Raw genomic sequence first — 20,580 nt, forward strand, 5'->3', positions numbered from 1 at the left:
CGTGTGAGACGTTGTCTCACCGGGACGTCCCTCTGGTCCCGCGTCTCACCTTCAGAAAGGGTCGGCACGTGCGCATCGCCCTGCTGTCCTACCGGAGCAAGCCGCACTGCGGCGGCCAGGGGATCTATCTCCGCCACCTCAGCCGCGAGCTCGTCGCCCTCGGTCACGAGGTCGAGGTCTTCTCCGGTCAGCCCTACCCCGAGCTCGACGAGGGCGTGCGCCTGACCAAGGTGCCCAGCCTCGACCTCTACCGTGAGCCCGACCCGTTCCGTACGCCGCGCCCAGGGGAGTACCGCGACCTCATCGACGTCGAGGAGGTCCTCACGATGTGGACCGCCGGCTTCCCCGAGCCCAGGACGTTCTCCAAGCGTGTCGCGCGGCTGCTGCGCGACCGGGTCGACGACTTCGACGTCGTCCACGACAACCAGGTCCTGGGCTACGGGATGCTCGAGATCGAGAAGATGGGCCTTCCGCTCGTCGCCACGATCCACCACCCGATCACGGTGGACCGCAGGATCGACCTGGCCAACGCGCCCACGTGGCGCAAGAAGCTGACCCTGCGCCGCTGGTACGGCTTCCTCCGGATGCAGGGCAAGGTCGCGCGCCAGGTGCGGCGGGTGCTCACTCCCAGCGACTCCTCGGCCCGCGACATCACGCGTGACTTCGGGGTCGACCCCGCCCGGCTGACGACGATCCAGCTGGGCGTCGACGAGGGCTTCCGGTCGCCCACGGAGCCCCGTGTCCCGGGACGGATCGTGGCCATGGCCAGCGCCGATGCGCCGATGAAGGGCATCGCGACGCTGCTGGAGGCCTTCGCCAAGCTCCGCACGGAGCGGGACGTGGAGCTGCTCCTCGTCTGCCGCGCCGAGCCCGGGGGCCGCACGGAGCGGCTGATCGACCGGCTGGGCATCGCCGACTCCGTCACGTTCGTCCACGGCGTCAGCGACGAGGAGCTCGTCCGGGTGATGGGCTCCGCCGAGGTCGCCTGCGTCCCGTCCCTCTACGAGGGCTTCTCGCTGCCCACCGCCGAGCTGATGGCGTGCGCCACCCCGCTGGTGGTCTCGCGGGCCGGCGCCATTCCCGAGGTGGTCGGACCCGACGGCGAGTGCGCCGACCTGTTCACCCCCGGTGACGTGGGCGAGCTCGAGCTCCGGCTCGCGGCCCTGCTCGACGACCCGGAACGGCGCGAGCGGATGGGACGCGCGGGCCGCCGCCGCGTGGACGAGCTGTTCAGCTGGCGGGCGGTCGCCGAGGCCACCGCCGCGGCGTACCAGGAGACGATCGACGACTATCGTGCCGACCGCACCGCGGCCACCGCGAAGGAGAAGAACCGTGCTGACCGTTGACTTCGACCGCCTGGGGCTGCGCGCCGGCGAGCGGGTGCTCGACATGGGCTGCGGCGCGGGGCGCCACGCCTTCGAGATGTACCGCCGCGGCGCCGACGTCGTCGCGTTCGACCAGGACGCCGACGAGCTGTCCGGCGTGCGCGACCTGTTCGTGGCCATGAACGAGGCCGGTGAGGTGCCCGTGGGTGCCGAGGCCGACGTCAAGGAGGGAGACGCGCTGTCGCTGCCCTTCGCGGACGGCGAGTTCGACCGCATCGTCGCCGCCGAGGTGCTCGAGCACATCCCCGCCGACATCCAGGCGATCCAGGAGCTGGCGCGCGTGCTGCGGCCCGGCGGCACGCTGGCCGTGAGCGTCCCCCGCTGGCTGCCGGAGGTCATCAACTGGCGGCTCTCGGAGGACTACCACAACGTGCCGGGCGGCCACATCCGGATCTACACGGACAAGGAGCTCGCCTACAAGGTGACCAGGGCAGGGCTCGAGCTGGTCGGCAAGGACTACGCACACGGCCTCCACTCGCCGTACTGGTGGATCAAGTGCGCCGTGGGCGTGAAGAACGACGACCACCCGCTCGCCAAGGCGTACCACAGGCTCCTGGTGTGGGAGATCATGAAGAACCCGCCCGTGCTGCGGCTGGCCGGCAAGGTGCTCGACCCGCTCATCGGCAAGAGCATGGTGCTCTACTTCCGCAAGCCCGATGCTGCCTGACCGGATGCAGGCCGGGCAGGGGCTCCCACACGTCGACGGCGTCCTGACCTCAGCGCAGGTCCGGGAGACGGCTGCGTCCATCGCGGCCATGCAGGAGCCGTCGGGTGCGATCCCGTGGACCATCGGCGAGCACACGGACGTCTGGAACCACGTCGAGGGCGCGATGGCGCTCCTCGTCGGCGGTCGGGTCGAGGCGGCCGAGCGCGCCTACGAGTGGGCCCGCGCGACGCAGCGCGAGGACGGATCGTGGCCGATGAAGTTCGTCGCCGGGGCCGTCGAGGACGCCAGCGGCGAGTCGAACATGTCGGCCTACCTCGCGGTCGGCGTCTGGCACCACTGGCTGCTGCGCCGGGACCTGGCCTTCGTGCAACGGATGTGGCCGACGGTGCGCCGCGGCCTGGACTGGGTGGTCTCCCTGCAGCTGCCGTTCGGCGGCATAGCCTGGTCGCAGGAGTACGCCGACGGGCGGCCCGGCCGGGTCAACGCCGAGGCGCTGGTCGCCGGGTCCTCGAGCATCTACCAGAGCCTGCGGGCCGGCGTGGCCCTGGCCGACCTGGTCGACGAGCCGCAGCCGGAGTGGGAGCTCGCAGGTGGCCGGCTCGGGCACGCGGTGCGCGAGCACCGGGACCTGTTCCTCGACAAGTCGCAGTTCTCGATGGACTGGTACTACCCGGTCCTCGGCGGCGCCGTGCGGGGCGAGCGGGCCCATGAGCTGATCGCGTCGGAGTGGGACACCTTCGTGGTGCCCGGGCTCGGCATCCGGTGCGTCTCCACCAACCCGTGGGTGACCGGCGCCGAGACCTGTGAGCTGGTGATGGCGCTCGACGCGATCGGCGCCCGCGACCGGGCGCTGCGGCTGTTCGCCGAGATGCAGCACCTGCGGGCCGAGGAGGGCAGGTACTGGACCGGCTACGTCTACCCCGACCAGGTGAACTGGCCGGTCGAGCACACGACGTACACCGCTGCTGCGGTCGTGCTGGCCGCGGACGCGCTCGCGCAGGGCACGGCCGGGGCGGACATCATGCGGGGCACCAGCCTCGCGCCCGACTTCGCCGAGATCGCCCTCGAGTGCGGTTGCCCGTCACCCGACGCCGACCTGGCCGGCGTCTCCTGACGTCCGCCGCAGCACCCGCATCGAGCCGAGGGCCTCGATCTCGGTGAAGGCGCCGCTCTCGAGGGCGCGGAGATAGACGTCGTACGGCGGTCGCCCGCCGTCTGCCGGGTCCGGGAACACGTCGTGGATGACGAGCAGGCCGCCCGCCTGCACCCAGGGCGCCCAGCCCACATAGTCGGTCTTCGCGGGCTCGTCGCCGTGGCCCCCGTCGATGAAGAGCATCGACAGCGGCGTGCGCCAGTGGAGGGAGACGAACATGGACTGGCCGACGATCGCGATCACGTAGTCCTCGAGGCCGGCGTCCTCGATCGTGCGGCGGAAGAACGGCAGCGTGTCCATCCGGCCCGTGCGCGGGTCGACGAGCTCGGGGTCGTGGTGCTCCCAGCCGGCCTGGTTCTCCTCCGACCCGTGGTGGTGGTCGACGGTGAAGACGGTGCCGCCGACCTCGCGGGCGGCTGCCCCGAGATAGACCGCTGACTTGCCGCAGTAGGTGCCGATCTCCAGGATCGGGCCGTGGGGGAGCTGCTCGCGGGCCCAGCGGTGGAGCAGCAGTCCCTCGTCCTCGGGCATGAAGCCCTTGGCGGCCAGCGCGTGGGCGAGCAGGTCGGCGGGCATGGCGGTCACGGGGCCAGACACTAATCCGCGGCGCGGCGAGGGCTCACCGGTCCCGGCCGGCGCGTCGTCCGCCAGTGCCAGGCGCAGGTAGCCCACGATCCGCGATGCTGGTGCGCGTGCGACATGTCCCCGACGCCGAGCGCCGCGCCCGCCTCGCGGTGCGCCACGGCCTGCATCCCGCCCACCGCCTCCCCGACCCCGTCGCTGTCACGCGCGCGATGACCGTGCTGCACGCGACCGAGCCCTCCACCGTCCACCTGTCCGTCCAGGCCAGGGCCGACGGCGTCACAGCGGCCGCCGTCGACGCGGCCCTCTACGACTCCCGGGCCGTGGTCAAGCAGCTCGCGATGCGCCGCACGCTCTTCGTCTTCTCCCGCGACCTGCTCCCGGCCGCGTGGGGCTCGGCGAGCGCGCGCGTGGCCGAGCAGGAGCGGCGGAAGATCGCGGCCAACGTGGTGGCCGCCGGCCTCGCCGGCGACGGCGAGGCCTGGCTGGAGGAGGCGCGAGAGGAGGTGTTCGCCGTCCTCGGTGACAGCGACGGCCTGTCCGCCGCGGACATCCGCGAGGCGGTGCCGATGCTCGACGTCAAGGTCGGCACGTCGTCCACCTCGAAGTGGGGTGCCCCCATCCCGATCGCGCCGCGTGTCCTGAACTGGCTGGGTGCGCGCGCCGACATCGTGCGCGGGGCCAACACCGGGCACTGGCGCATCTCCCGCCCGGCCTGGGCGCGGATGAAGCACTGGCTGGGCGAGCCGGCCGTGCCGCTGCCCGAGGCCGAGGGCTACGCCGGGCTGGCGCGCCGCTGGCTGTGGACGTTCGGGCCGGGCACGGAGGCCGACCTGGTCTGGTGGCTGGGGGCCACCAAGGGCGCCGTACGCCGTGCGCTCGCCGACGTGGGTGCCGTGCAGGTCTCGCTCGACACCGGGGGGGTGGGCTGGCTGCTGGCCGACGACCTCGAGCCGGTCGCCGACCCGGGCCGGTGGGCCGCGCTGCTGCCGGTGCTGGACCCCACGACGATGGGCTGGCGCGGCCGCGGCTTCCACCTGGACGCTGACGACACCCCGCACCTCTACGACACCAACGGCAACGGCGGCACCACGGCGTGGCTCGACGGCCGCATCGTCGGGGCCTGGGTGCAGGACGAGGTGGGCACCGTGCGGACGCTGCTGCGCCGTCCGGTCGACCCGGAGGGGCAGGCGCTGCTGGACGCCGAGGCCGCCCGGCTCACCGCCTGGCTGGACGGTGTGCGGATCACGAACGTGTACGCGTCGTTGCTGATGAAGTCGGCGCGGCTGCCCTGACCGGCGCGCTCTGCTCGGTGGTGGAGGTGCGAGCGGAGAAGGCGTCGAAGCCACGCAGGGCGCTCGCAACCAGCGCCAGCCACGCCAGTCCCAGCCAGACGTAGAGGTCGCCGGGCAGGTGCTCCCACGTCCAGGCAACCTCACGGTGGTGGCCGCGCGGCAGCCACAGGAACGGAGCCAGCACGAAGCCAGCGGTCCACACCGCCGCCACGGCCGGACCGCGCCACCGCCACAGGACCGGCGCGAGGGGGACGACCCAGACCCAATGGTGGCTCCAGCTCACCGGGGAGGCCAGCAGGCCCGCCAGCCCGGTGGCCGCGACGGCCGCGACCCCATCACCACGGGTCCAGAGCCCGCGGGACAGCGCGAGGGCGCCCAGCGCGGTGGCCGTGGCCAGGACGAGCCACACCGGCCGCACCCACGTCTCGTCGTGCCCGAGCCTGGCGAGCACGCCCATCACGCCCTGGTTGGCGGCGTACCACGGCGCGCCGATCCGGCTCGCGTCCGGGAGCACGTCGGTCCAGAAGCGGGCCGCTTCGCCGGGCACGACGAGGAACGGCAGGGAGACCGTCGCGGCGAAGGCGGCTGCCGCAGCGCGCAGCGTCCGCCACTGCCGGGTCACCACGAGGAATGCGAGGAAGACGAGGGGAGTGAGCTTTATGCCGGCCGCCACGCCGGTGGCGATCCCGCGCCCCCGGTGGTCACGGTGCACGAGGTCTGCGATCACGAGGGCGGCCAGCACGAGGTTGACCTGGCCGAAGTGGAGGGTCATCCAGACCGGCTCCAGCGCCAGCGCCGCCGGGACGAGCCACCACCTGCGGCCGCTCAGGCCGGCGGCGCGGCCGATCGCCACGAGCGCCGCGCAGGACACCGCCGACCACACGGCGTACGCCACCCAGGTCGGCAGGAGGGCGAGCGGGGCCAGCACGAGCGCCGCGAACGGGGGATAGGTGAACGGGAGGTCGCCCGGCGGCTGGCCGTAGAGCGAGTGCCCGTCCCACATGCGTCGTACGCCGGCGAGATAGACGTCCAGGTCCAGCAGCACGCCGCCGCGGGCATGGACGTAGAGCAGCACCGCCAGCCAGCACACGGCCGCAACCGCGCACTGGGTCCGGACCGACGGGGCCATGGCGCGGACGCTAGGGCGGCGCGGTGAACCCGCCGTGAACGCAGCTCCTCAACCGCCGATCCCGGCGGCCCGGCCGCGGGAGCGCCACCACATGATGCCGCCGCCGGCGACGAGCAGAGCGACGACGGCGGCGCCGGCCTGGCCGATCCGGTCGGCGACCTGCGTATAGGACTGCCCGGCCGCATACCCGAGGAGGGCGACGCCGCCGGCCCACGCGACGCCGCCGACGACGTCGTACACCAGGAACGTGCGCCACCCGAGGCCGCTCATCCCCGCCACCAGCGGTGTCATCGCCCGGATCAGTGCGGTGAAGCGGCCGGTCAGGATCGCCCAGCCGCCCCGACGGCGGATGAAGTCGCGCAGGCGCTCCACGCGGTCGGCGTGCCGCCGCATCAGGGGTCGCTCCAGCAGCCACGGCCCGCACCGCCGGCCCACCCAGAACCCGATCGCGTCGCCGGTGACGGCCGCCGCGATCACTAGCGGCACGAGTACGGCGAGGTCCAGGCGCCCGAGGGAGGCGAGCATGCCGCCCAGCAGCACCGAGGCCTCGCCCGGCAGGACGAACCCCACGAAGAGAGCCGACTCCGCGAGCACGAGCAGCATGATGGCTGCGTAGACCCAGAGCGGGCCGAAGTGCAGCAGTGACTCGACCACGTGAGGGAGCACGCCGACAGCATACGAGCGGGATGGGCGAGGATGGGCGCGTGAGCGAGCCCCAGCACGACCCCGACCCGCACGGCCCCGAGGAGTGCCCGCCGCGCTACGACTTCGAGGTGCACCCCGGCCGGATGCCAGCGGCGGAGGCCCGGGCGGCCGAGCGACGGGCGGAGCGGTTCCGCGACGTCCTCGGGCACTACGCGTCGGGAGTCACGGTGGTGGCCACGGTGGTCGACGGGGAGCCCGTGGGCATGACCTGCCAGTCGTTCATGAGCGTCTCCCTCGAGCCGCCGCTGGTCGCGTTCCTGCCGACGCGGGAGTCGCGGACGTTCGCCGCGATCGAGGAGACCGGCATCTTCTGCGTGAGCTTCCTGGCCGCCGAGCAGTCGGAGATCTCCGACCAGCTCGCCGGCCCCGGGGAGGACAAGTTCGCCGGGCTGGAGTGGCGCCCGACCGTGGGCACCGGGTCGCCGGTGCTCGACGGGGCGGTCGGCCACGTCGACTGCAGGCTCGACGCCGTGCACGAGGCGGGGGACCACGTCATCGTGGTGGGCCGGGTGGTCGGCCTCGACGCGGGCGACGAGCGGGCGCCCCTGCTCTACCACCGAGGTCGATATGTCACAACTCGTGACTGAGGCCACACCTGTCTCATACATTGTGTGATCCCACTCACCAGGCATCCAGGAGTCCACCCATGACCAGGTCGCCCCTCACCCGAACCGCCGCCCTGGCCGGGGTGTTCGTGATCGCCTCCACCGCGCTCGCCGCGGTGCCGGCCTCCGCCCTCGTCCCGGCGGGATCCGCCGCGGTCGAGGCCTGCGCCGACGACAGCTCGGCTGCCCGCGTGAAGGCCGGCGCCAAGGGCGCGGAGCCCGCGCTCTACTCCGCGAAGAAGGCCGACGAGTTCGCCGAGCTCGCCGACTCCCCGACGCTCCCGGCCGGCTCCGTCACCGTCCCGACCGTCTTCCACGTGATCTCCGAGGCGCCGCTGAGCCGCCGCGAGAGCGCCCGCAAGCAGAAGATGGTCGAGGACCAGATGGAAGTGCTCAACGACTCGTTCGCCGGCCTCACCGGGCCGGGCGCCGCCGACACGGCCTTCCGCTTCGAGCTGACCAAGACGACCTGGACGGTCAACGCCGAGTGGGCCCACCTCACCCCCGGGCCGGGCGAGCGCGACCCGAAGCAGGCCCTCCACGAGGGCGATGCAGGCACCCTGAACGTCTACGCCGCCGACATCGGCGGCGGGCTGCTGGGCTGGGCCTACTTCCCGGAGTCCGCCGACGCCAACAAGGCGTGGCTCGACGGCGTCGTGATCCTCGACGAGTCGATGCCCGGCGGCACGGCCGGCAAGTACTCCGAGGGCGACACCCTCACCCACGAGGTCGGCCACTGGCTGGTCCTCGAGCACACCTTCGACGGCGGCTGCAGCGCCAAGGGCGACGGCGTCGAGGACACCCCGGCCGAGAAGTGGCCGCAGTTCAACTGCCCGATCGGCGCGGACACCTGTGACGCCCCGGGGCTCGACCCGATCCACAACTTCATGGACTACACGCAGGACTCCTGCATGTTCATGTTCACCCCGGGCCAGGCTGCCCGGATGAGCGACGGCTGGCTGGAGTACCGCGCCGGCTGACGCAGTCCTCAGCCGAACGTGTAGCCGAACTCCGCGAGGTCGGCGGCGTAGACCTCTTCGACGCGCCGCCGGCTCGCGGGGGAGTAGTAGTCGACGTAGTGCCCGCCGCCCGACTTGTTGTGGTGCGGCACCGGCACGTCGGGCAGGCCGAGGTGGCGCTGCACGGCGGCGACCTCCTCGGCCAGTCGCTCCGTGCGCCCGACGAAGTCGACGCGCCGCTCACCCGCCGTGAGGTAGGCGACCTGCGGCTTCGCGAGTCGCGGGATCTCCGCGGTCCCGCGCAGGACGAACTCCTCGAAGCCGTCGTACGTCGCGACCTTGCGCCACATCTGGTTGCCGTCCTTCATGCCCCCGCGCGTGACCTGCGGCTTGCCGGACGCGGGACCCCAGGCGTGGTTCCACTTGTCGATCATCGACCACCACGACACCATCCGCGCCCACGGGTTGCGGACGAGGCCGAAGGACCAGTACGCCGCGAGCGCGGGCTCGCGGTCGAGGATGCTGTCCAGCCCGGCGTGGCGCGTGCCGTCGAGCTTGCGGGCGTCCGGGACCTGCTGCCGCAGCAGCTTGTCGATGGAGTCGCCGCCCGTCTTCGGCACGTGGACGAAGACGAAGCGGTGGGCGTCCGAGATCAGCACGCGGGCAGGCTACTTCAGAACTCGTAGCCGAACGCCGCGATGTCGTCGGCGCAGACCTCGGCCACCCGGTCGCGCATCTGGGGCGTGTAGGCGCTCCGGTAGTCACGGCTGGGACCGGCGTTGCGCTGGTCCAGGCGGACGGCGGGGCCGAGGTCGAGGCCGGCACGTCCCAGCGCCGCCGCCAGGTCGCGGTCGAGGTGCTCGGTGCGGCCGATGAAGTCGGCGTCCCGCGCCGGCGCGCGTAGCCAGTCCAGCTGTGGCACGGCCAGGCGCGGGATCTCGCGCGTCCCGCGCAGCACGAAGTCCTCGAAGTCGGGGAAGTCGGAGGCGACGCGGAGCCAGAAGTTGTTGGCGGCGAGCCGCTGGGCGACGAAGTCGTTCGCCTCGGCCGCCTCGCTGCGCCGGACGATCATCGAGTGCCAGGACAGCAGCCTGGCCCACGGGTTGCGCACGAACCCGAAGACGAAGTAGTCGCGCAGCTCGGGATGCTGCCTCAGTGCGACGCGCAGCTTGGCGTGCCGGGCGCCGGGCAGGCCCTGGACCCGCTGGACGTCCGCGACGTGCTCGCTCAGCAGCCGGTCGACCGAGCTGCCGCCCGTCTTCTGCACGTGCACGAACAGCATGCGATGGGCATGGGAGACGAGCACGTGGGGACTCTAGTCGTCCGGGTCGTCGAGCTCCGCCAGCGAGGCCTTCACGGCCCGGATCTCCTCGACGTCGCCGAACGGGTTGCCCCCCAGCGAGGCGAACTTCTCCTGGTGCCGCCGTGCGCGGGGGAAGTCCAGCGCCCGCAGCGCGTTGGAGACCGACTTCATGAACGGCGCCGGACCGCAGCAGAACGCCGTCCACTCGCCGTACGCCGAGGCGAAGGCGCGCAGCTGGTCCTCGCTCGGCAGGCCCTGCACCGACTCGAGCCAGTGGAAGACCTGCAGCCGGTCCGGGTGCTCCGCCGCCAGCTCGGTGAGCAGCCGGCCGAAGATCACCGACCGCTCGTCGCGGTTGGCGTAGAAGAGCACGATCCGCCCCGACCCCTCCGCGAGCGCCGTACGCAGGATCGACACGATCGGCGTGATGCCCGAGCCGCCCGCGAGGAGCAGGAGATCGTCGTCGAGGCTCTTCGGCGTGAAGATGCCGCCCGGTGGGAGCACCCGCAGGGTGTCGCCCGGCTTGAGCTGGTCGTTGACCCAGTTGGAGGCGAAACCGTCCGCGGTGCGCTTCACGGTCACCGTGAGCGACTCGCCGGGGCGGGTGCAGATCGAGTAGCAGCGCGCGGCCAGGCCGGTCCGGTCCGAGGGGATGCCGAGCGTGAGGAACTGTCCCGGCCGCCACGAGAACGCCTCCGACACGTCGTCGGGGACCTCGAAGACGACGGACACGGCGTCGTCGGTCTCCGGCACCACGTCGGCGACGAGAAGCAGGTGGGAATCCTCAGCTGACATGCGCACAGTGTGGCGAACCGGCCGGTAACCCACTGTCCGGGGTCCGGCCTGCGGGCGGTCCTGCAGGCGGCCGTGGCAGGCTGGCCGCATGAGCACGCGTGAGCTGACCCTCGATACCTTCGAGTCCACGGTCACCGGGGAGGGTGTCGTCCTCGTCGACTTCTGGGCGTCCTGGTGCGGCCCCTGCCGCCAGTTCGCCCCGGTCTTCGAGGCCGCATCGGAGCGGCACGAGGACGTGGTCTTCGCCAAGGTCGACACCGAGGCCGAGCGCGAGCTCGCGGCGATGGCCCAGATCACCTCGATCCCGACCCTGATGGCCTTCCGCGACGGGATCCTCGTCTTCAGCCAGCCCGGCGCCCTGCCGCCGCAGGCGCTCGAGCAGGTCATCGAGGGCGTCAAGGGCCTGGACATGGACGACGTACGCCGCCAGATCGCGCACGCCCAGGACCACCCGGACGAGATCGGGCTCGACGACTTCGCCGCCGCGCACGCGAGCGGCGCCTTCGTCCTCGACGTGCGCGAGGCCGACGAGTTCGCCGCCGGCCACGTGCCCGGCGCCGTGCACGTCCCGATGAACGAGGTGCCCGCCCGCCTGGCCGACCTGCCGCAGGGGCAGCAGGTGCACGTCATCTGCGCGGTAGGTGGCCGCAGCCGCCAGGTCGTCGACTACCTGCAGGCCCAGGGCATCGACGCGGTCAACGTCAGCGACGGCACTCAGGGCTGGGCACAGCGCGGCTGGCCGCTCGAGCGGTGATCGTCTCCGACGAGCGCCGCGCGCTCTTCATCCACATCCCCAAGACCGGCGGCGCCTCCGTCGAGCAGGTGCTCCGCGAGACCCTCCCCGACGCACGGACGGTCGGCAAGGAGAGACACCCCCGGCTGCGTCGTGCGCTCCAGCTCGACCCCGGCCTCGCGCCGTACTGGACGTTCGGGTTCGTCCGCAACCCCTGGGCGCGGATGTGGTCGTGGTGGTCGATGATCGACCGCTGGAACCGGCGGCTCGGCCCCGCCTCCGGCAAGCCGCAGACGGAGACCGACGGCACCCGCGCCGGCAACAGGCTGTGGCGCGCGGTCGCGGAGTACGCCGACTTCGAGGAGTTCGTGCTGCGCGGCACCGAGGAGATCCCGCGACTGGCGATGACGCAGCGCTCGTTCCTGCATGCCGGCGGCAAGGAGGCCGACTTCACCGGCCGCACCGAGCACCTCGCCCGCGACCTGGCGGTCGTCCAGGAGCACCTCGGCCTGCCCGTCGTCGCCCCGCCGCGGCGCAACTCATGGAGCAAGGGTCCGTGGCAGGAGGCCTACACGGCCGCGTCGCGGGCCCGGATCGCCGAGGTCTACGCCGAGGACATCGAGGCCTACGGCTACGAGTTCCGCTGACCGCGCGGGCCTCACTCCGTCGCGATCGCCTTCAGCACGTCAAGCCGCGACGCCCGGACGGCCGGCAGGATGGCGGCCAGCACGCCGACCACCACGGCGAGCACCAGGAAGCCGGTCAGCTGGCCCACGGGCAGCGCGAGAGAGGTGAGGTCGTCGCGCAGCGCATAGCGCAGCAGCGCGCCGAAGACCAGCCCGAGCACGAGTCCGAGCACCGCGCCGAGCACCGCGATCGTCACCGACTCCAGGGTGACCATCCGCCGGAGCTGGGGCCGGGTCAGGCCGACCGCACGCAGCAGGCCGAGCTCGCGGGTCCGTTCGATCACGGAGAGCCCCAGGGTGTTGATGATGCCGATCACCGCGATGACGATGGCGAGCGCCAGCAGCCCGTAGACCATGTAGAGCAGCTGGTTGACCTGGCCGCGGATGCTGTCGGCGAGCTCCGCCTTGTCCTGCACCGACACGAGCGGCAGGTCCGCGACCACCTCGTCGAGCGTCGCGTGCACGGCTGCGACGTCGGCGCCGCTGGCGACGTTGATGCTCAGGCTGGAGTCCTGGCGCTGGATCCCGGCAGCCTCGACGACCGAGAGGTGGGTGGTGACGGGGTTGGTCAGCAGGGTCGGCTCGAAGATGCCCACCACGGTGACCTCCTGCGGCGCGCCGGCGCGGAAGTCGAGCGTCATCGGGTCGCCCACCCCGAGCCCGCGGTCCGCCGCCACGTCCGCGTCGATGATCACCTCGTGGCCGTCGAGGTGCTGCCGTCCCGCCACCATGTCGAGCTCGTAGATCTGGTGGAACGCGTCGTCGACGGCGTTGACGAGTGACGACTCGCTGGTGATGGACGCGTCACCGACGCCCACGTTCTGCTGGCGCGAGACCACGCCGACGCCGTCCACGGCCGCCATCTCGTCGCCGATCCTGGTGGAGAACGGCTGGTAGGTCGACCCGACCACCAGGAAGTCGCTGGTGAACTCCTCGTCCACGACGTCGGTGACCGACTTGCTGAAGGAGCCCGCCAGCACGCCGATCGTGGAGACGAGGGCCAGCCCGATCATCAGCGCCGAGGCCGTGGCGCCGGTGCGCCGGGGGTCGCGCAAGGCGTTCTCGCTGGCGAGCAGCCCCGGCGTGCCGAAGAGCCGGCGGAACAGGGCCCGGCAGCCCAGCAGCACCGGCCTGCCGATCACCGACGAGATCGCGGCCACGGTGAGCACCCAGACCAGGGCGCCGGCGCCGATCCACGCCGCGTCGTTGCCGGGGGCTCCCGCGACGCCGTACGCCGCTGCGGCTGCACCGAGCACCAGGAAGGCGGCCCCGATGACCGTTCGCCGATGCAGGGACGTGCCGCGGACCTGCACGTCGTCTCGCATCGCTGCCACGGGGGAGACCCGTCCGGCCCTCCGGGCGGGCACATAGGCGGCCACCATCGTCACCGCCACGCCCACGGCGAAGCTGACCAGGACGGTCCCCGGCGTCAGCACCAGGGCGGAGGAGGCGATGTCCAGCCCGACGAAGCGGAACAGTGCGGCCAGGCCGAGCGCCAGTCCCCAGCCGACCAGGACGCCGACCACGCAGGCGACCAGCGACATCACCAGGGCCTCCAGCAGCACCGACCGGCTCACCTGGCGGCGGCTGGCTCCCAGGGCGCGCAGGAGCGCCAGGTCGCGCATCCGCTGGGCGACGAGGATCGAGAAGGTGTTGACGATGATGAAGGCCCCGACCACGACCGCGATGACGGCGAAGACCAGCAGGAACGTCGAGATGATGTCGAGGAACTCGCCGATGGCGTCCTCCGACTCCTCGATCACCTTGTCGCCGGTGAGCGCCTTGAAGTCCGCCGGGAGCACCGCCTGGGCGGCGTCCGCGAGCTGTTGCTGGGTCACGCCCGGGGCCGCGGTGAGTGACGCCCCGGTGAAGGCGTCACGCCCGCCGAGGAATGTCTGCTGCGCGCCCTCGACGCTCATGATCAGCAGCGTCGCGCCCGCCGTACCTCCGCCGTAGAAGTCCGCGGTGCCGACCAGGGTCGCCTGCCGGCGCAGCACGCCGGTGGGAGCGATCATGTCGACCTCCTCGCCCAGCTCGTAGCCGGCGATCCGGGCCGAGCGGGCGTCCAGGGTGACCTCTCCCGGCTGGTCCGGCCACTCGCCGGTGGACAGGGTCATGGTGGGCTCGCCGAGCACGTTCTCGATCTCGTGGTGGCTGGTGACGATCGTCGGGGCTCCCTGGCCGCCGACGAGCTTGCCGTCGGTGTCGAGCAGGCTCATCCCGAAGCCGTCCACGTTGCCGGCCACCTCCGCGGTCTCCGGCAGCGCGTCGAGTGCCCGGACGTCGGCGGGCGAGAGCGTCGCCACGTTGACGCCGGCCATCCCGTCGTCGAACGCCGAGGAGCTGGCCGGCCGGACCACGCCGTCCGGAGTCGAGCCCTTCACGATGCTGTCGAAGGTGGCGGACAGCCCGTGGCTGAACGTCAGCACCCCGGCCAGGAACGCCACGCCGAGCACGATCGCCAGCGTGCTCATGACCAGGCGCACCTTGCGCGCGGCGAGGTTGCGCCAGGTCAGTCGCCACATCTCAGTGGTCCCCGACCCGGTCCTCGAGCCGGGCCGCCCGGGCGAGCGCGACGTCCTGGAGGTGCGCCATCCTCGCCAGGATGGTCTCCCGGTCAGGCTGGCGAAGCTCGTCCACGACGCGGCCGTCGGCCAGGAAGACCACCCGGTCGCAGTACGACGCCGCCACCGGGTCGTGGGTCACCATCACGACGGTCTGGCCGAAGTCGTCGACGCTGCGCCGCAGGAAGGACAGCACCTCGGCCCCCGACGTGCTGTCGAGGTTGCCGGTGGGCTCGTCGGCGAACACGATCGACGGCCTGCTGACCAGCGCCCGCGCGCACGCCACCCGCTGCTGCTGGCCACCAGAGAGCTCGCTGGGCCGGTGGGAGAGCCGGCTGCGCAGGCCGATGGTGTCGACGACCTGGTCGAACCAGCCGGGCTCGGGCTTGCGCCCGGAGAGGGACAGGGACAGCAGGATGTTCTCCTGCGCGGTCAGGGTCGGGACCAGGTTGAACGCCTGGAAGACGAAGCCGATCCGCTCGCGCCGCAGGTCGGTCAGCGCCCGGTCCCTGAGCCGGTGCAGCGACGTGCCGGCGACGACCGCCTCGCCGGAGGTCGGGGTGTCCAGGGCCGCCAGGCAGTGCATGAGGGTGGACTTGCCCGAGCCCGACGGCCCCATCACGGCGGTGAACTCCCCGGCGTACAGGTCGAGGGTCACCCCGTCGAGGGCGCGCACCTCCGACTCGCCCGAGCCGTAGACCTTGGTCAGGTCCACGGCGCTCGCCGCGACCGGCCGCGTCTCGCTGCCGAGCTCTCCGGTCATCGCAGTCGTCATGCCCCCCATGGTGACCCCTCCCGGCAACCACGGCATCCGGGACGGGTTCGGTCGCCGCGTCCTCAGAGGAAGGGCTGCAGGGCGTCGAGCGCGTCGGTCGGGATCTTGACCGCGATCCCCTCGCCGAGGGCCCGCATCCGCCACGTCTCGCCGTCGCGGAAGATCTTGGCCATCACCACGCCGGTCGTGGGCAGGCCGCCGGTCAGCGTGAAGCGCGCGAGCTCGTGGTCCTGGTCGTCGGCCAGCCGGCAGTAGGCGTTGCGGATCCACTCCAGGGTGTGGCCTTGATAGCTGGTCACCATGAAGACGATCGTGTCGACCCGCCCGTAGACGCGACCGAGGTCCACGGTGACGACCTCGTCGTCACCCTCGCCCCGGCCGGTGAGGTTGTCACCGAGGTGCACCGTCGACCCGTCGCGGGTCGCGAGGTTGTTGTACATCGCGAGGTCGAAGACCTGTCGCCCGGCGAACTGCACCGCCGTCACGTCGAGGTCGACGTCGGGGGCACCGCTGCCGATGAAGCCGGCGGTCCGCTCCTTGTCCCAGCCGAGGCCGATCCGCAGCCTGGTCAGCGGCTCGTCGTCCTCGGTGGCCAGCACGATCTCCTGGCCCTTGGTCAGCTCGATCACGATGGGACCCCCAGTCAGAGTGGTGCCTCCGAACCTACTGCGTATGGCGACGGGGGCTACCAGCCGCGCGCCCGCCACTCGGCCAGGTGCGGCCGCTCGGCGCCGAGCGTCGAGTCGCCACCGTGGCCGGGGTAGAACCACACGTCGTCGTCGAGCCGGCCGAAGATCTTCGTCTCCACCTCGTCGATCAGCTGGGCGAAGGCGTCGGCGTTGCCGAAGGTCGAGCCGACGCCTCCGGGGAAGAGCGAGTCACCGGTGAAGAGGTGCTTCGACTCGCCGTCGTCGAAGTAGAGGCAGATCGAGCCGGGGGTGTGGCCGGCGACCGGGATCACCGTGAGGTCGCAGGTGCCGGCGGCGACCCGGTCGCCCTCCCCGACGCGACGGGTCACCGGGATGCCCGTCTGATCCGTGATCGCATCCGCGTCGGGGGCTCCGGCCACGACCGCTGCGCCGGTCGCTGCCACCACCTCGGCGAGGGCGCGGTGGTGGTCCCAGTGCTGGTGCGTGGTGACGACGGTCGTCAGGCTGCGGTCCCCGATGAGCGACAGCAGCCGTGGTGCGTCGTCGGCGGCGTCGATCAGGATGACCTCGTCGGTCGTGCCGCAGTGGAGGAGGTAGCAGTTGTTGGACATCTGCGGGTCGACGGCGACCTTCGTGATCGTGAGGTCGCGGAGCCTGCGGACGTCGGGCTCGCCGCCGGGCGTCACGTCGCCGGTGTAGTCGCTCACCATGCCGGGGCCTCCGGCAGCTCGCCGCCCTCGACCTTGAGCCGGGAGCCGTCTCCGCGGCCGGTCAGCCACCAGCCGAGGTCACCGGCGGCGCCGGTCACGAGCGGACCGCCCGGCCCCTCGCCGTACTCCCAGGTGCCCTGCATGTCGGTGGCGTGCACCTGGAAGGACGTGGGCCAGCGGCGCTGTCGCATGGACTCCAGCAGCACGGCGCAGAACCCGTGGGACCAGTCGGCGGGGGAGTAGCCCGCACCGAGGTCGGCGTGGTGCACCTCGACCTCGCGCAGCCGCATGACCACCGTGTCGCCGGCGGGGAAGGTCGGGCCCCCGGGCGTGCGCTCGATCCGCGTGGCCTGCCTGGACTCCGGCAGCGCGGTCGCCGACTCGGTGTAGAGGGTCACGGCCCCCATCAGCCGCTCGCGCAGCTCCGTGGGGGAGGCCTGGGAGAGCTGCTCGATGTCGGCGTCGCGGGCCTCCTGCGAGTCGTACATCGGCGCCGGCTCATCGGTGACCACGCCGGTGAGCGCACGGGCCAGGCCCTCCCCATTGAGGGCGAGGTGGGCGACCACGTGGGCCCGCGTCCACCCGGGCAACAGGCTGGGGCTGGCGAGCTCGTCGTCGCTCAGCGAGTCCACCGTCCTGACGAGGAGCCGATCGGCGTCGGCGAGCAGGTCGAGCATGTGGTCCATTCAACACACAAGTCCGGTGTCGGTGCAGCCCCGTAGGATCGACTGCGGCTCCGCCCCTCCTCATCGTCGGGCGCGGCGAGTTGCGCCGGGAGCCACCGTGACGAACACTTGTTCGAACCACTGCCCGCAGACCCAGCAAGGACCATCGTGGCCGACCAGCTCATCATCCGGGGCGCCCGGGAGCACAACCTCAAGGACATCTCGCTCGATCTCCCGCGCGACTCCCTGATCGTGTTCACCGGCCTCTCGGGCTCCGGCAAGTCGAGCCTGGCGTTCGACACGATCTTCGCGGAGGGCCAGCGGCGCTACGTCGAGTCGCTGTCGGCCTACGCGCGGCAGTTCCTCGGCCAGATGGACAAGCCCGACGTCGACTTCATCGAGGGCCTGTCACCGGCCGTGTCGATCGACCAGAAGTCCACGTCGAAGAACCCGCGCTCCACCGTCGGCACGATCACCGAGGTCTACGACTACCTCCGCCTCCTCTACGCCCGCGCCGGCCGCCCCCACTGCCCGGTCTGCGGCGCGCCCATCGAGCGCCAGACCCCCCAGCAGATCGTCGACCGCATCCTCGCGCTCGAGGAGGGCGCCCGCTTCCAGGTGCTGGCGCCGGTCATCCGCGGCCGCAAGGGCGAGTACGTCGAGCTGTTCCGCCAGCTGCAGGCGCAGGGCTTCTCCCGGGCGCGTGTCAACGGCGAGACGCACACGCTCGACGACCCGCCCCGGCTGGACAAGCAGAAGAAGCACACCATCGAGGTCGTCGTCGACCGCCTTGCGGTGAAGGAGTCGTCCAAGCGGCGGCTCACCGACTCGGTCGAGACGGCGCTCAACCTCGCCGGCGGCCTCGTGCTCTTCGACTTCGTCGACCTCGATGCGAAGGACCCCGGCCGCGAGCTCCGGTTCTCCGAGAAGATGGCCTGCCCCAACGAGCACACCCTCGACACCGACGAGCTGGAGCCGCGCTCGTTCTCGTTCAACTCCCCGTTCGGCGCCTGCCCGCAGTGTCACGGCCTCGGCACCCGGATGGAGGTCGACCCCGAGCTCGTGGTGCCCGACCCGAAGGCGACCCTCGGCGAGGGCGCGATCTCGCCGTGGAGCTCGGCCCACGTGGCCGACTACTTCCTCCGCCTGATGCACGCGCTCGGCGAGGAGCTCGGCTTCGACCTCAACACCCCCTGGGACGAGCTGTCCCCGAAGGCGCGCACCTCGATCCTCGAGGGCCACAAGACCAAGGTCCACGTGGTCACGAAGAACCGCTACGGCCGCCAGCGGGCCTACTACGCCGCGTTCGAGGGCGTCCGCCCCTACATCGAGCGCCGTCACCGCGAGGCGGAGTCCGACACCAGCCGGGAGCGCTTCGAGGGCTTCATGCGCGAAGTGCCGTGCCCGGCCTGCCAGGGCAGCCGCCTCAAGCCGGTCTCCGTCTCGGTGACCCTGGGTCCCAAGGAGAACGGCGGCAAGAACATCGCCGAGGTCTGCGCGCTGCCGATCAACGAGGCCGCCGACTACCTCCGCAACCTCGACCTGTCGGTGCGCGAGCGCCAGATCGGGGAGCGGGTGCTCAAGGAGATCCAGGAGCGGCTCAACTTCCTGCTCGACGTGGGCCTCGACTACCTCTCCCTCGACCGGCCCTCGGGGTCGCTCTCGGGCGGCGAGGCCCAGCGCATCCGGCTGGCCACCCAGATCGGCGCCGGCCTGGTCGGCGTCCTCTACGTCCTCGACGAGCCGTCGATCGGCCTGCACCAGCGCGACAACCACCGGCTCATCGAGACGCTGCTGCGCCTCAAGGACCTCGGCAACACGCTGATCGTGGTCGAGCACGACGAGGACACCATCCGCACGGCCGACTGGGTGGTGGACATCGGCCCCGGTGCCGGCGAGCACGGCGGCCAGGTGGTCCACTCGGGCAGCGTCGAGGACCTGCTGACGCATCCCGACTCGATGACGGGGCAATACCTCTCGGGTCGCCGCGAGATCCCGATCCCGGCCGTACGCCGCCCGCGCACCGCCGGTCGCGAGCTGAAGGTGATCGGCGCGCGCGAGCACAACCTGCGCAACGTCGACGTCGCCTTCCCGCTGGGCGTCTTCTGCGCCGTCACGGGCGTCTCCGGCTCGGGCAAGTCGACCCTGGTCAACGACATCCTCTACACGTCGCTGGCCAAGCAGATCTACAACGCCCGGACGGTGCCGGGGCGGCACACCAAGATCACCGGGGTGGAGCACGTCGACAAGGTGATCCACGTCGACCAGTCGCCGATCGGCCGCACCCCGCGCAGCAACCCCGCGACCTACACCGGGGTCTTCGACCACATCCGCAAGCTCTTCGCCTCGACGCCCGAGGCGAAGATGCGCGGCTACCTCCAGGGTCGCTTCTCGTTCAACGTCAAGGGCGGCCGCTGCGAGGCCTGCTCCGGCGACGGCACGATCAAGATCGAGATGAACTTCCTGCCGGACGTCTACGTCCCGTGCGAGGTCTGCCACGGCGCCCGCTACAACCGCGAGACGCTCGAGGTGCACTACAAGGGCAAGACGATCGCCGAGGTCCTCGACATGCCGATCGAGGAGGCGGCCGACTTCTTCGCGGCGGTGCCGCCGATCGCCCGCCACATGCAGACGCTGTGCGAGGTCGGCCTGGGCTACGTCCGTCTGGGCCAGCCGGCGACGACGCTGTCGGGCGGCGAGGCCCAGCGCGTGAAGCTGGCCAGCGAGCTGCAGAAGCGGTCCACGGGCCGCACGGTCTACGTGCTCGACGAGCCGACCACCGGCCTGCACTTCGAGGACATCCGCAAGCTGCTCGGCGTGCTCTCCAGCCTGGTCGACAAGGGCAACACGGTCCTGGTGATCGAGCACAACCTCGACGTCATCAAGACCGCCGACTGGCTGGTCGACATGGGTCCCGAGGGTGGGTCGCGCGGCGGCGTGGTGGTCGCCGAGGGCACGCCCGAGGAGGTCGCCGCCAACCCGGACAGCCACACGGGTCGGTTCCTGGCTCCGATCCTCGTGGGCCGGGCCGCCCGCCAGCCCTCGAGGCGAGCCACGCCCGCGGCGGCGGAGCCGCGTGGGGCAGCGAAGAAGGTGACCAGGTCGGCGGCGGGGACGGTGAAGCCCACCGCGACCGCTCGGAGCCGTGCAGCCAGGAAGGCCCGGGCGTAATTCGCCGTTCCGGTGGACGGTCGCCAGCGCAGCCTCCACACTGCGGTG

The 20,580-nt window shown here is 71.9% G+C and carries 20 protein-coding genes and 1 pseudogene; 10 read left to right on the forward strand and 11 right to left on the reverse strand.

Annotated elements, in window-relative coordinates; all coding sequences use genetic code 11:
• The first annotated feature begins 68 nt into the window (after positions 1–68).
• Genes DDE18_RS11185 through DDE18_RS11195 form a run of 3 tightly spaced genes read left to right on the forward strand, consistent with a single transcriptional unit; the run spans position 69 to position 3,166 of the window.
• A complete protein-coding gene (locus DDE18_RS11185) occupies positions 69–1,346 on the forward strand; it encodes a glycosyltransferase family 4 protein (RefSeq protein WP_116572335.1) in 1,278 nt (425 codons plus the stop codon).
• The gene (locus tag DDE18_RS11190) at positions 1,333–2,052 is read left to right on the forward strand and encodes a class I SAM-dependent methyltransferase (protein WP_116572336.1); all 720 of its coding nucleotides are present in this window, start codon (positions 1,333–1,335) and stop codon (positions 2,050–2,052) included. Before DDE18_RS11185 ends, DDE18_RS11190 begins: the two co-directional genes overlap by 14 nt.
• Positions 2,042–3,166, forward strand: a complete 1,125-nt coding sequence (locus tag DDE18_RS11195; protein WP_245916608.1) for a prenyltransferase/squalene oxidase repeat-containing protein — start codon at positions 2,042–2,044, stop codon at positions 3,164–3,166. Before DDE18_RS11190 ends, DDE18_RS11195 begins: the two co-directional genes overlap by 11 nt.
• Here DDE18_RS11195 and DDE18_RS11200 read toward each other — a convergent pair.
• Positions 3,134–3,781 (reverse strand): class I SAM-dependent methyltransferase, encoded by a 648-nt coding sequence (locus tag DDE18_RS11200; protein ID WP_170313276.1) that lies wholly within the window; start codon positions 3,779–3,781, stop codon positions 3,134–3,136. The two genes, DDE18_RS11195 and DDE18_RS11200, sit on opposite strands and share 33 nt — an antisense overlap.
• Before the next feature lie 116 nt (positions 3,782–3,897).
• Between DDE18_RS11200 and DDE18_RS11205 the strand changes: the two genes are divergently transcribed.
• The gene (locus DDE18_RS11205; RefSeq protein ID WP_116572482.1) at positions 3,898–5,082 is read left to right on the forward strand and encodes a winged helix DNA-binding domain-containing protein; all 1,185 of its coding nucleotides are present in this window, start codon (positions 3,898–3,900) and stop codon (positions 5,080–5,082) included.
• Here the strand turns inward: DDE18_RS11205 and DDE18_RS11210 are convergent.
• Positions 5,033–6,211, reverse strand: a complete 1,179-nt coding sequence (locus DDE18_RS11210) for a glycosyltransferase 87 family protein (protein WP_116572338.1) — start codon at positions 6,209–6,211, stop codon at positions 5,033–5,035. The two genes, DDE18_RS11205 and DDE18_RS11210, sit on opposite strands and share 50 nt — an antisense overlap.
• A 48-nt stretch (positions 6,212–6,259) precedes the next feature.
• Positions 6,260–6,877: a DedA family protein gene (locus DDE18_RS11215; protein WP_133241211.1), complete on the reverse strand. Its 618-nt coding sequence runs from the start codon at positions 6,875–6,877 to the stop codon at positions 6,260–6,262.
• Positions 6,878–6,915: 38 nt separating this feature from the next.
• On the opposite strand from DDE18_RS11215, the gene DDE18_RS11220 reads away from it, so the two are divergent.
• A complete protein-coding gene (locus tag DDE18_RS11220) occupies positions 6,916–7,503 on the forward strand; it encodes a flavin reductase family protein (protein WP_245916609.1) in 588 nt (195 codons plus the stop codon).
• Positions 7,504–7,562: 59 nt separating this feature from the next.
• Positions 7,563–8,501 (forward strand): zinc metalloprotease, encoded by a 939-nt coding sequence (locus tag DDE18_RS11225; RefSeq protein ID WP_116572340.1) that lies wholly within the window; start codon positions 7,563–7,565, stop codon positions 8,499–8,501.
• An 8-nt stretch (positions 8,502–8,509) separates the two neighbouring features.
• Here DDE18_RS11225 and DDE18_RS11230 read toward each other — a convergent pair whose 3' ends face one another.
• Genes DDE18_RS11230 through DDE18_RS11240 form a run of 3 tightly spaced genes read right to left on the reverse strand, consistent with a single transcriptional unit; the run spans position 8,510 to position 10,578 of the window.
• Entirely contained in the window at positions 8,510–9,139 is a 630-nt protein-coding gene (locus DDE18_RS11230; RefSeq protein ID WP_116572341.1) for a sulfotransferase family 2 domain-containing protein, read from the reverse strand.
• Between the two features lie 14 nt (positions 9,140–9,153).
• Positions 9,154–9,786: a sulfotransferase family 2 domain-containing protein gene (locus DDE18_RS11235; protein WP_116572342.1), complete on the reverse strand. Its 633-nt coding sequence runs from the start codon at positions 9,784–9,786 to the stop codon at positions 9,154–9,156.
• Between the two features lie 9 nt (positions 9,787–9,795).
• Positions 9,796–10,578 carry a ferredoxin reductase domain-containing protein gene (locus DDE18_RS11240; protein ID WP_116572343.1) on the reverse strand — a complete coding sequence of 261 codons (783 nt, stop codon included), beginning with the start codon at positions 10,576–10,578 and terminating at the stop codon, positions 9,796–9,798.
• An 88-nt stretch (positions 10,579–10,666) separates the two neighbouring features.
• On the opposite strand from DDE18_RS11240, the pseudogene trxA reads away from it, so the two are divergent.
• The 3 genes and pseudogenes from trxA to DDE18_RS11250 form a co-directional block, all read left to right on the forward strand.
• Positions 10,667–11,023, forward strand: a pseudogene (trxA, locus tag DDE18_RS11245) (thioredoxin); the annotation flags it as partial.
• 15 nt (positions 11,024–11,038) lie between these two features.
• On the forward strand, positions 11,039–11,332 hold the full coding sequence (locus DDE18_RS23640; protein ID WP_281258370.1) for a rhodanese-like domain-containing protein: 294 nt from the start codon (positions 11,039–11,041) through the stop codon (positions 11,330–11,332).
• Positions 11,329–11,958 carry a sulfotransferase family 2 domain-containing protein gene (locus DDE18_RS11250; protein ID WP_165821124.1) on the forward strand — a complete coding sequence of 210 codons (630 nt, stop codon included), beginning with the start codon at positions 11,329–11,331 and terminating at the stop codon, positions 11,956–11,958. Before DDE18_RS23640 ends, DDE18_RS11250 begins: the two co-directional genes overlap by 4 nt.
• Positions 11,959–11,969: 11 nt before the next feature.
• Here DDE18_RS11250 and DDE18_RS11255 read toward each other — a convergent pair whose 3' ends face one another.
• From DDE18_RS11255 to DDE18_RS11275, 5 genes are all read right to left on the reverse strand, one after another.
• Positions 11,970–14,522, reverse strand: a complete 2,553-nt coding sequence (locus DDE18_RS11255; protein ID WP_116572344.1) for an ABC transporter permease — start codon at positions 14,520–14,522, stop codon at positions 11,970–11,972.
• A gap of 1 nt (position 14,523) precedes the next feature.
• Positions 14,524–15,336 carry an ABC transporter ATP-binding protein gene (locus DDE18_RS11260; RefSeq protein WP_245916610.1) on the reverse strand — a complete coding sequence of 271 codons (813 nt, stop codon included), beginning with the start codon at positions 15,334–15,336 and terminating at the stop codon, positions 14,524–14,526.
• A 62-nt stretch (positions 15,337–15,398) separates the two neighbouring features.
• A complete protein-coding gene (locus DDE18_RS11265; protein ID WP_165821125.1) occupies positions 15,399–15,965 on the reverse strand; it encodes a TerD family protein in 567 nt (188 codons plus the stop codon).
• 56 nt (positions 15,966–16,021) lie between these two features.
• A complete protein-coding gene (locus tag DDE18_RS11270; RefSeq protein ID WP_116572347.1) occupies positions 16,022–16,696 on the reverse strand; it encodes an MBL fold metallo-hydrolase in 675 nt (224 codons plus the stop codon).
• A complete protein-coding gene (locus tag DDE18_RS11275; RefSeq protein WP_165821126.1) occupies positions 16,690–17,373 on the reverse strand; it encodes a maleylpyruvate isomerase family mycothiol-dependent enzyme in 684 nt (227 codons plus the stop codon). Before DDE18_RS11275 ends, DDE18_RS11270 begins: the two co-directional genes overlap by 7 nt.
• Before the next feature lie 156 nt (positions 17,374–17,529).
• Between DDE18_RS11275 and uvrA the strand changes: the two genes are divergently transcribed.
• Positions 17,530–20,532, forward strand: coding sequence for an excinuclease ABC subunit UvrA (gene uvrA / locus DDE18_RS11280; protein ID WP_116572349.1), 3,003 nt, complete (start codon positions 17,530–17,532; stop codon positions 20,530–20,532).
• The last annotated feature ends 48 nt before the right edge of the window (positions 20,533–20,580 follow it).

Source organism: Nocardioides gansuensis, from assembly GCF_003076135.1.
GTDB lineage: Bacteria > Actinomycetota > Actinomycetes > Propionibacteriales > Nocardioidaceae > Nocardioides > Nocardioides gansuensis.

Coding starts and splice junctions, on each gene's coding strand:
- DDE18_RS11225 (WP_116572340.1), top strand. CDS start 7,563: ATGACCAGGTCGCCCCTCACCCGAACCGCCGCCCTGGCCGGGGTGTTC.
- DDE18_RS11210 (WP_116572338.1), bottom strand. CDS start 6,211: ATGGCCCCGTCGGTCCGGACCCAGTGCGCGGTTGCGGCCGTGTGCTGG.
- DDE18_RS11255 (WP_116572344.1), bottom strand. CDS start 14,522: ATGTGGCGACTGACCTGGCGCAACCTCGCCGCGCGCAAGGTGCGCCTG.
- DDE18_RS11200 (WP_170313276.1), bottom strand. CDS start 3,781: ATGCCCGCCGACCTGCTCGCCCACGCGCTGGCCGCCAAGGGCTTCATG.
- DDE18_RS11275 (WP_165821126.1), bottom strand. CDS start 17,373: ATGCTCGACCTGCTCGCCGACGCCGATCGGCTCCTCGTCAGGACGGTG.
- DDE18_RS11195 (WP_245916608.1), top strand. CDS start 2,042: ATGCTGCCTGACCGGATGCAGGCCGGGCAGGGGCTCCCACACGTCGAC.
- DDE18_RS11260 (WP_245916610.1), bottom strand. CDS start 15,336: ATGACGACTGCGATGACCGGAGAGCTCGGCAGCGAGACGCGGCCGGTC.
- DDE18_RS11240 (WP_116572343.1), bottom strand. CDS start 10,578: ATGTCAGCTGAGGATTCCCACCTGCTTCTCGTCGCCGACGTGGTGCCG.
- DDE18_RS11270 (WP_116572347.1), bottom strand. CDS start 16,696: ATGGTGAGCGACTACACCGGCGACGTGACGCCCGGCGGCGAGCCCGAC.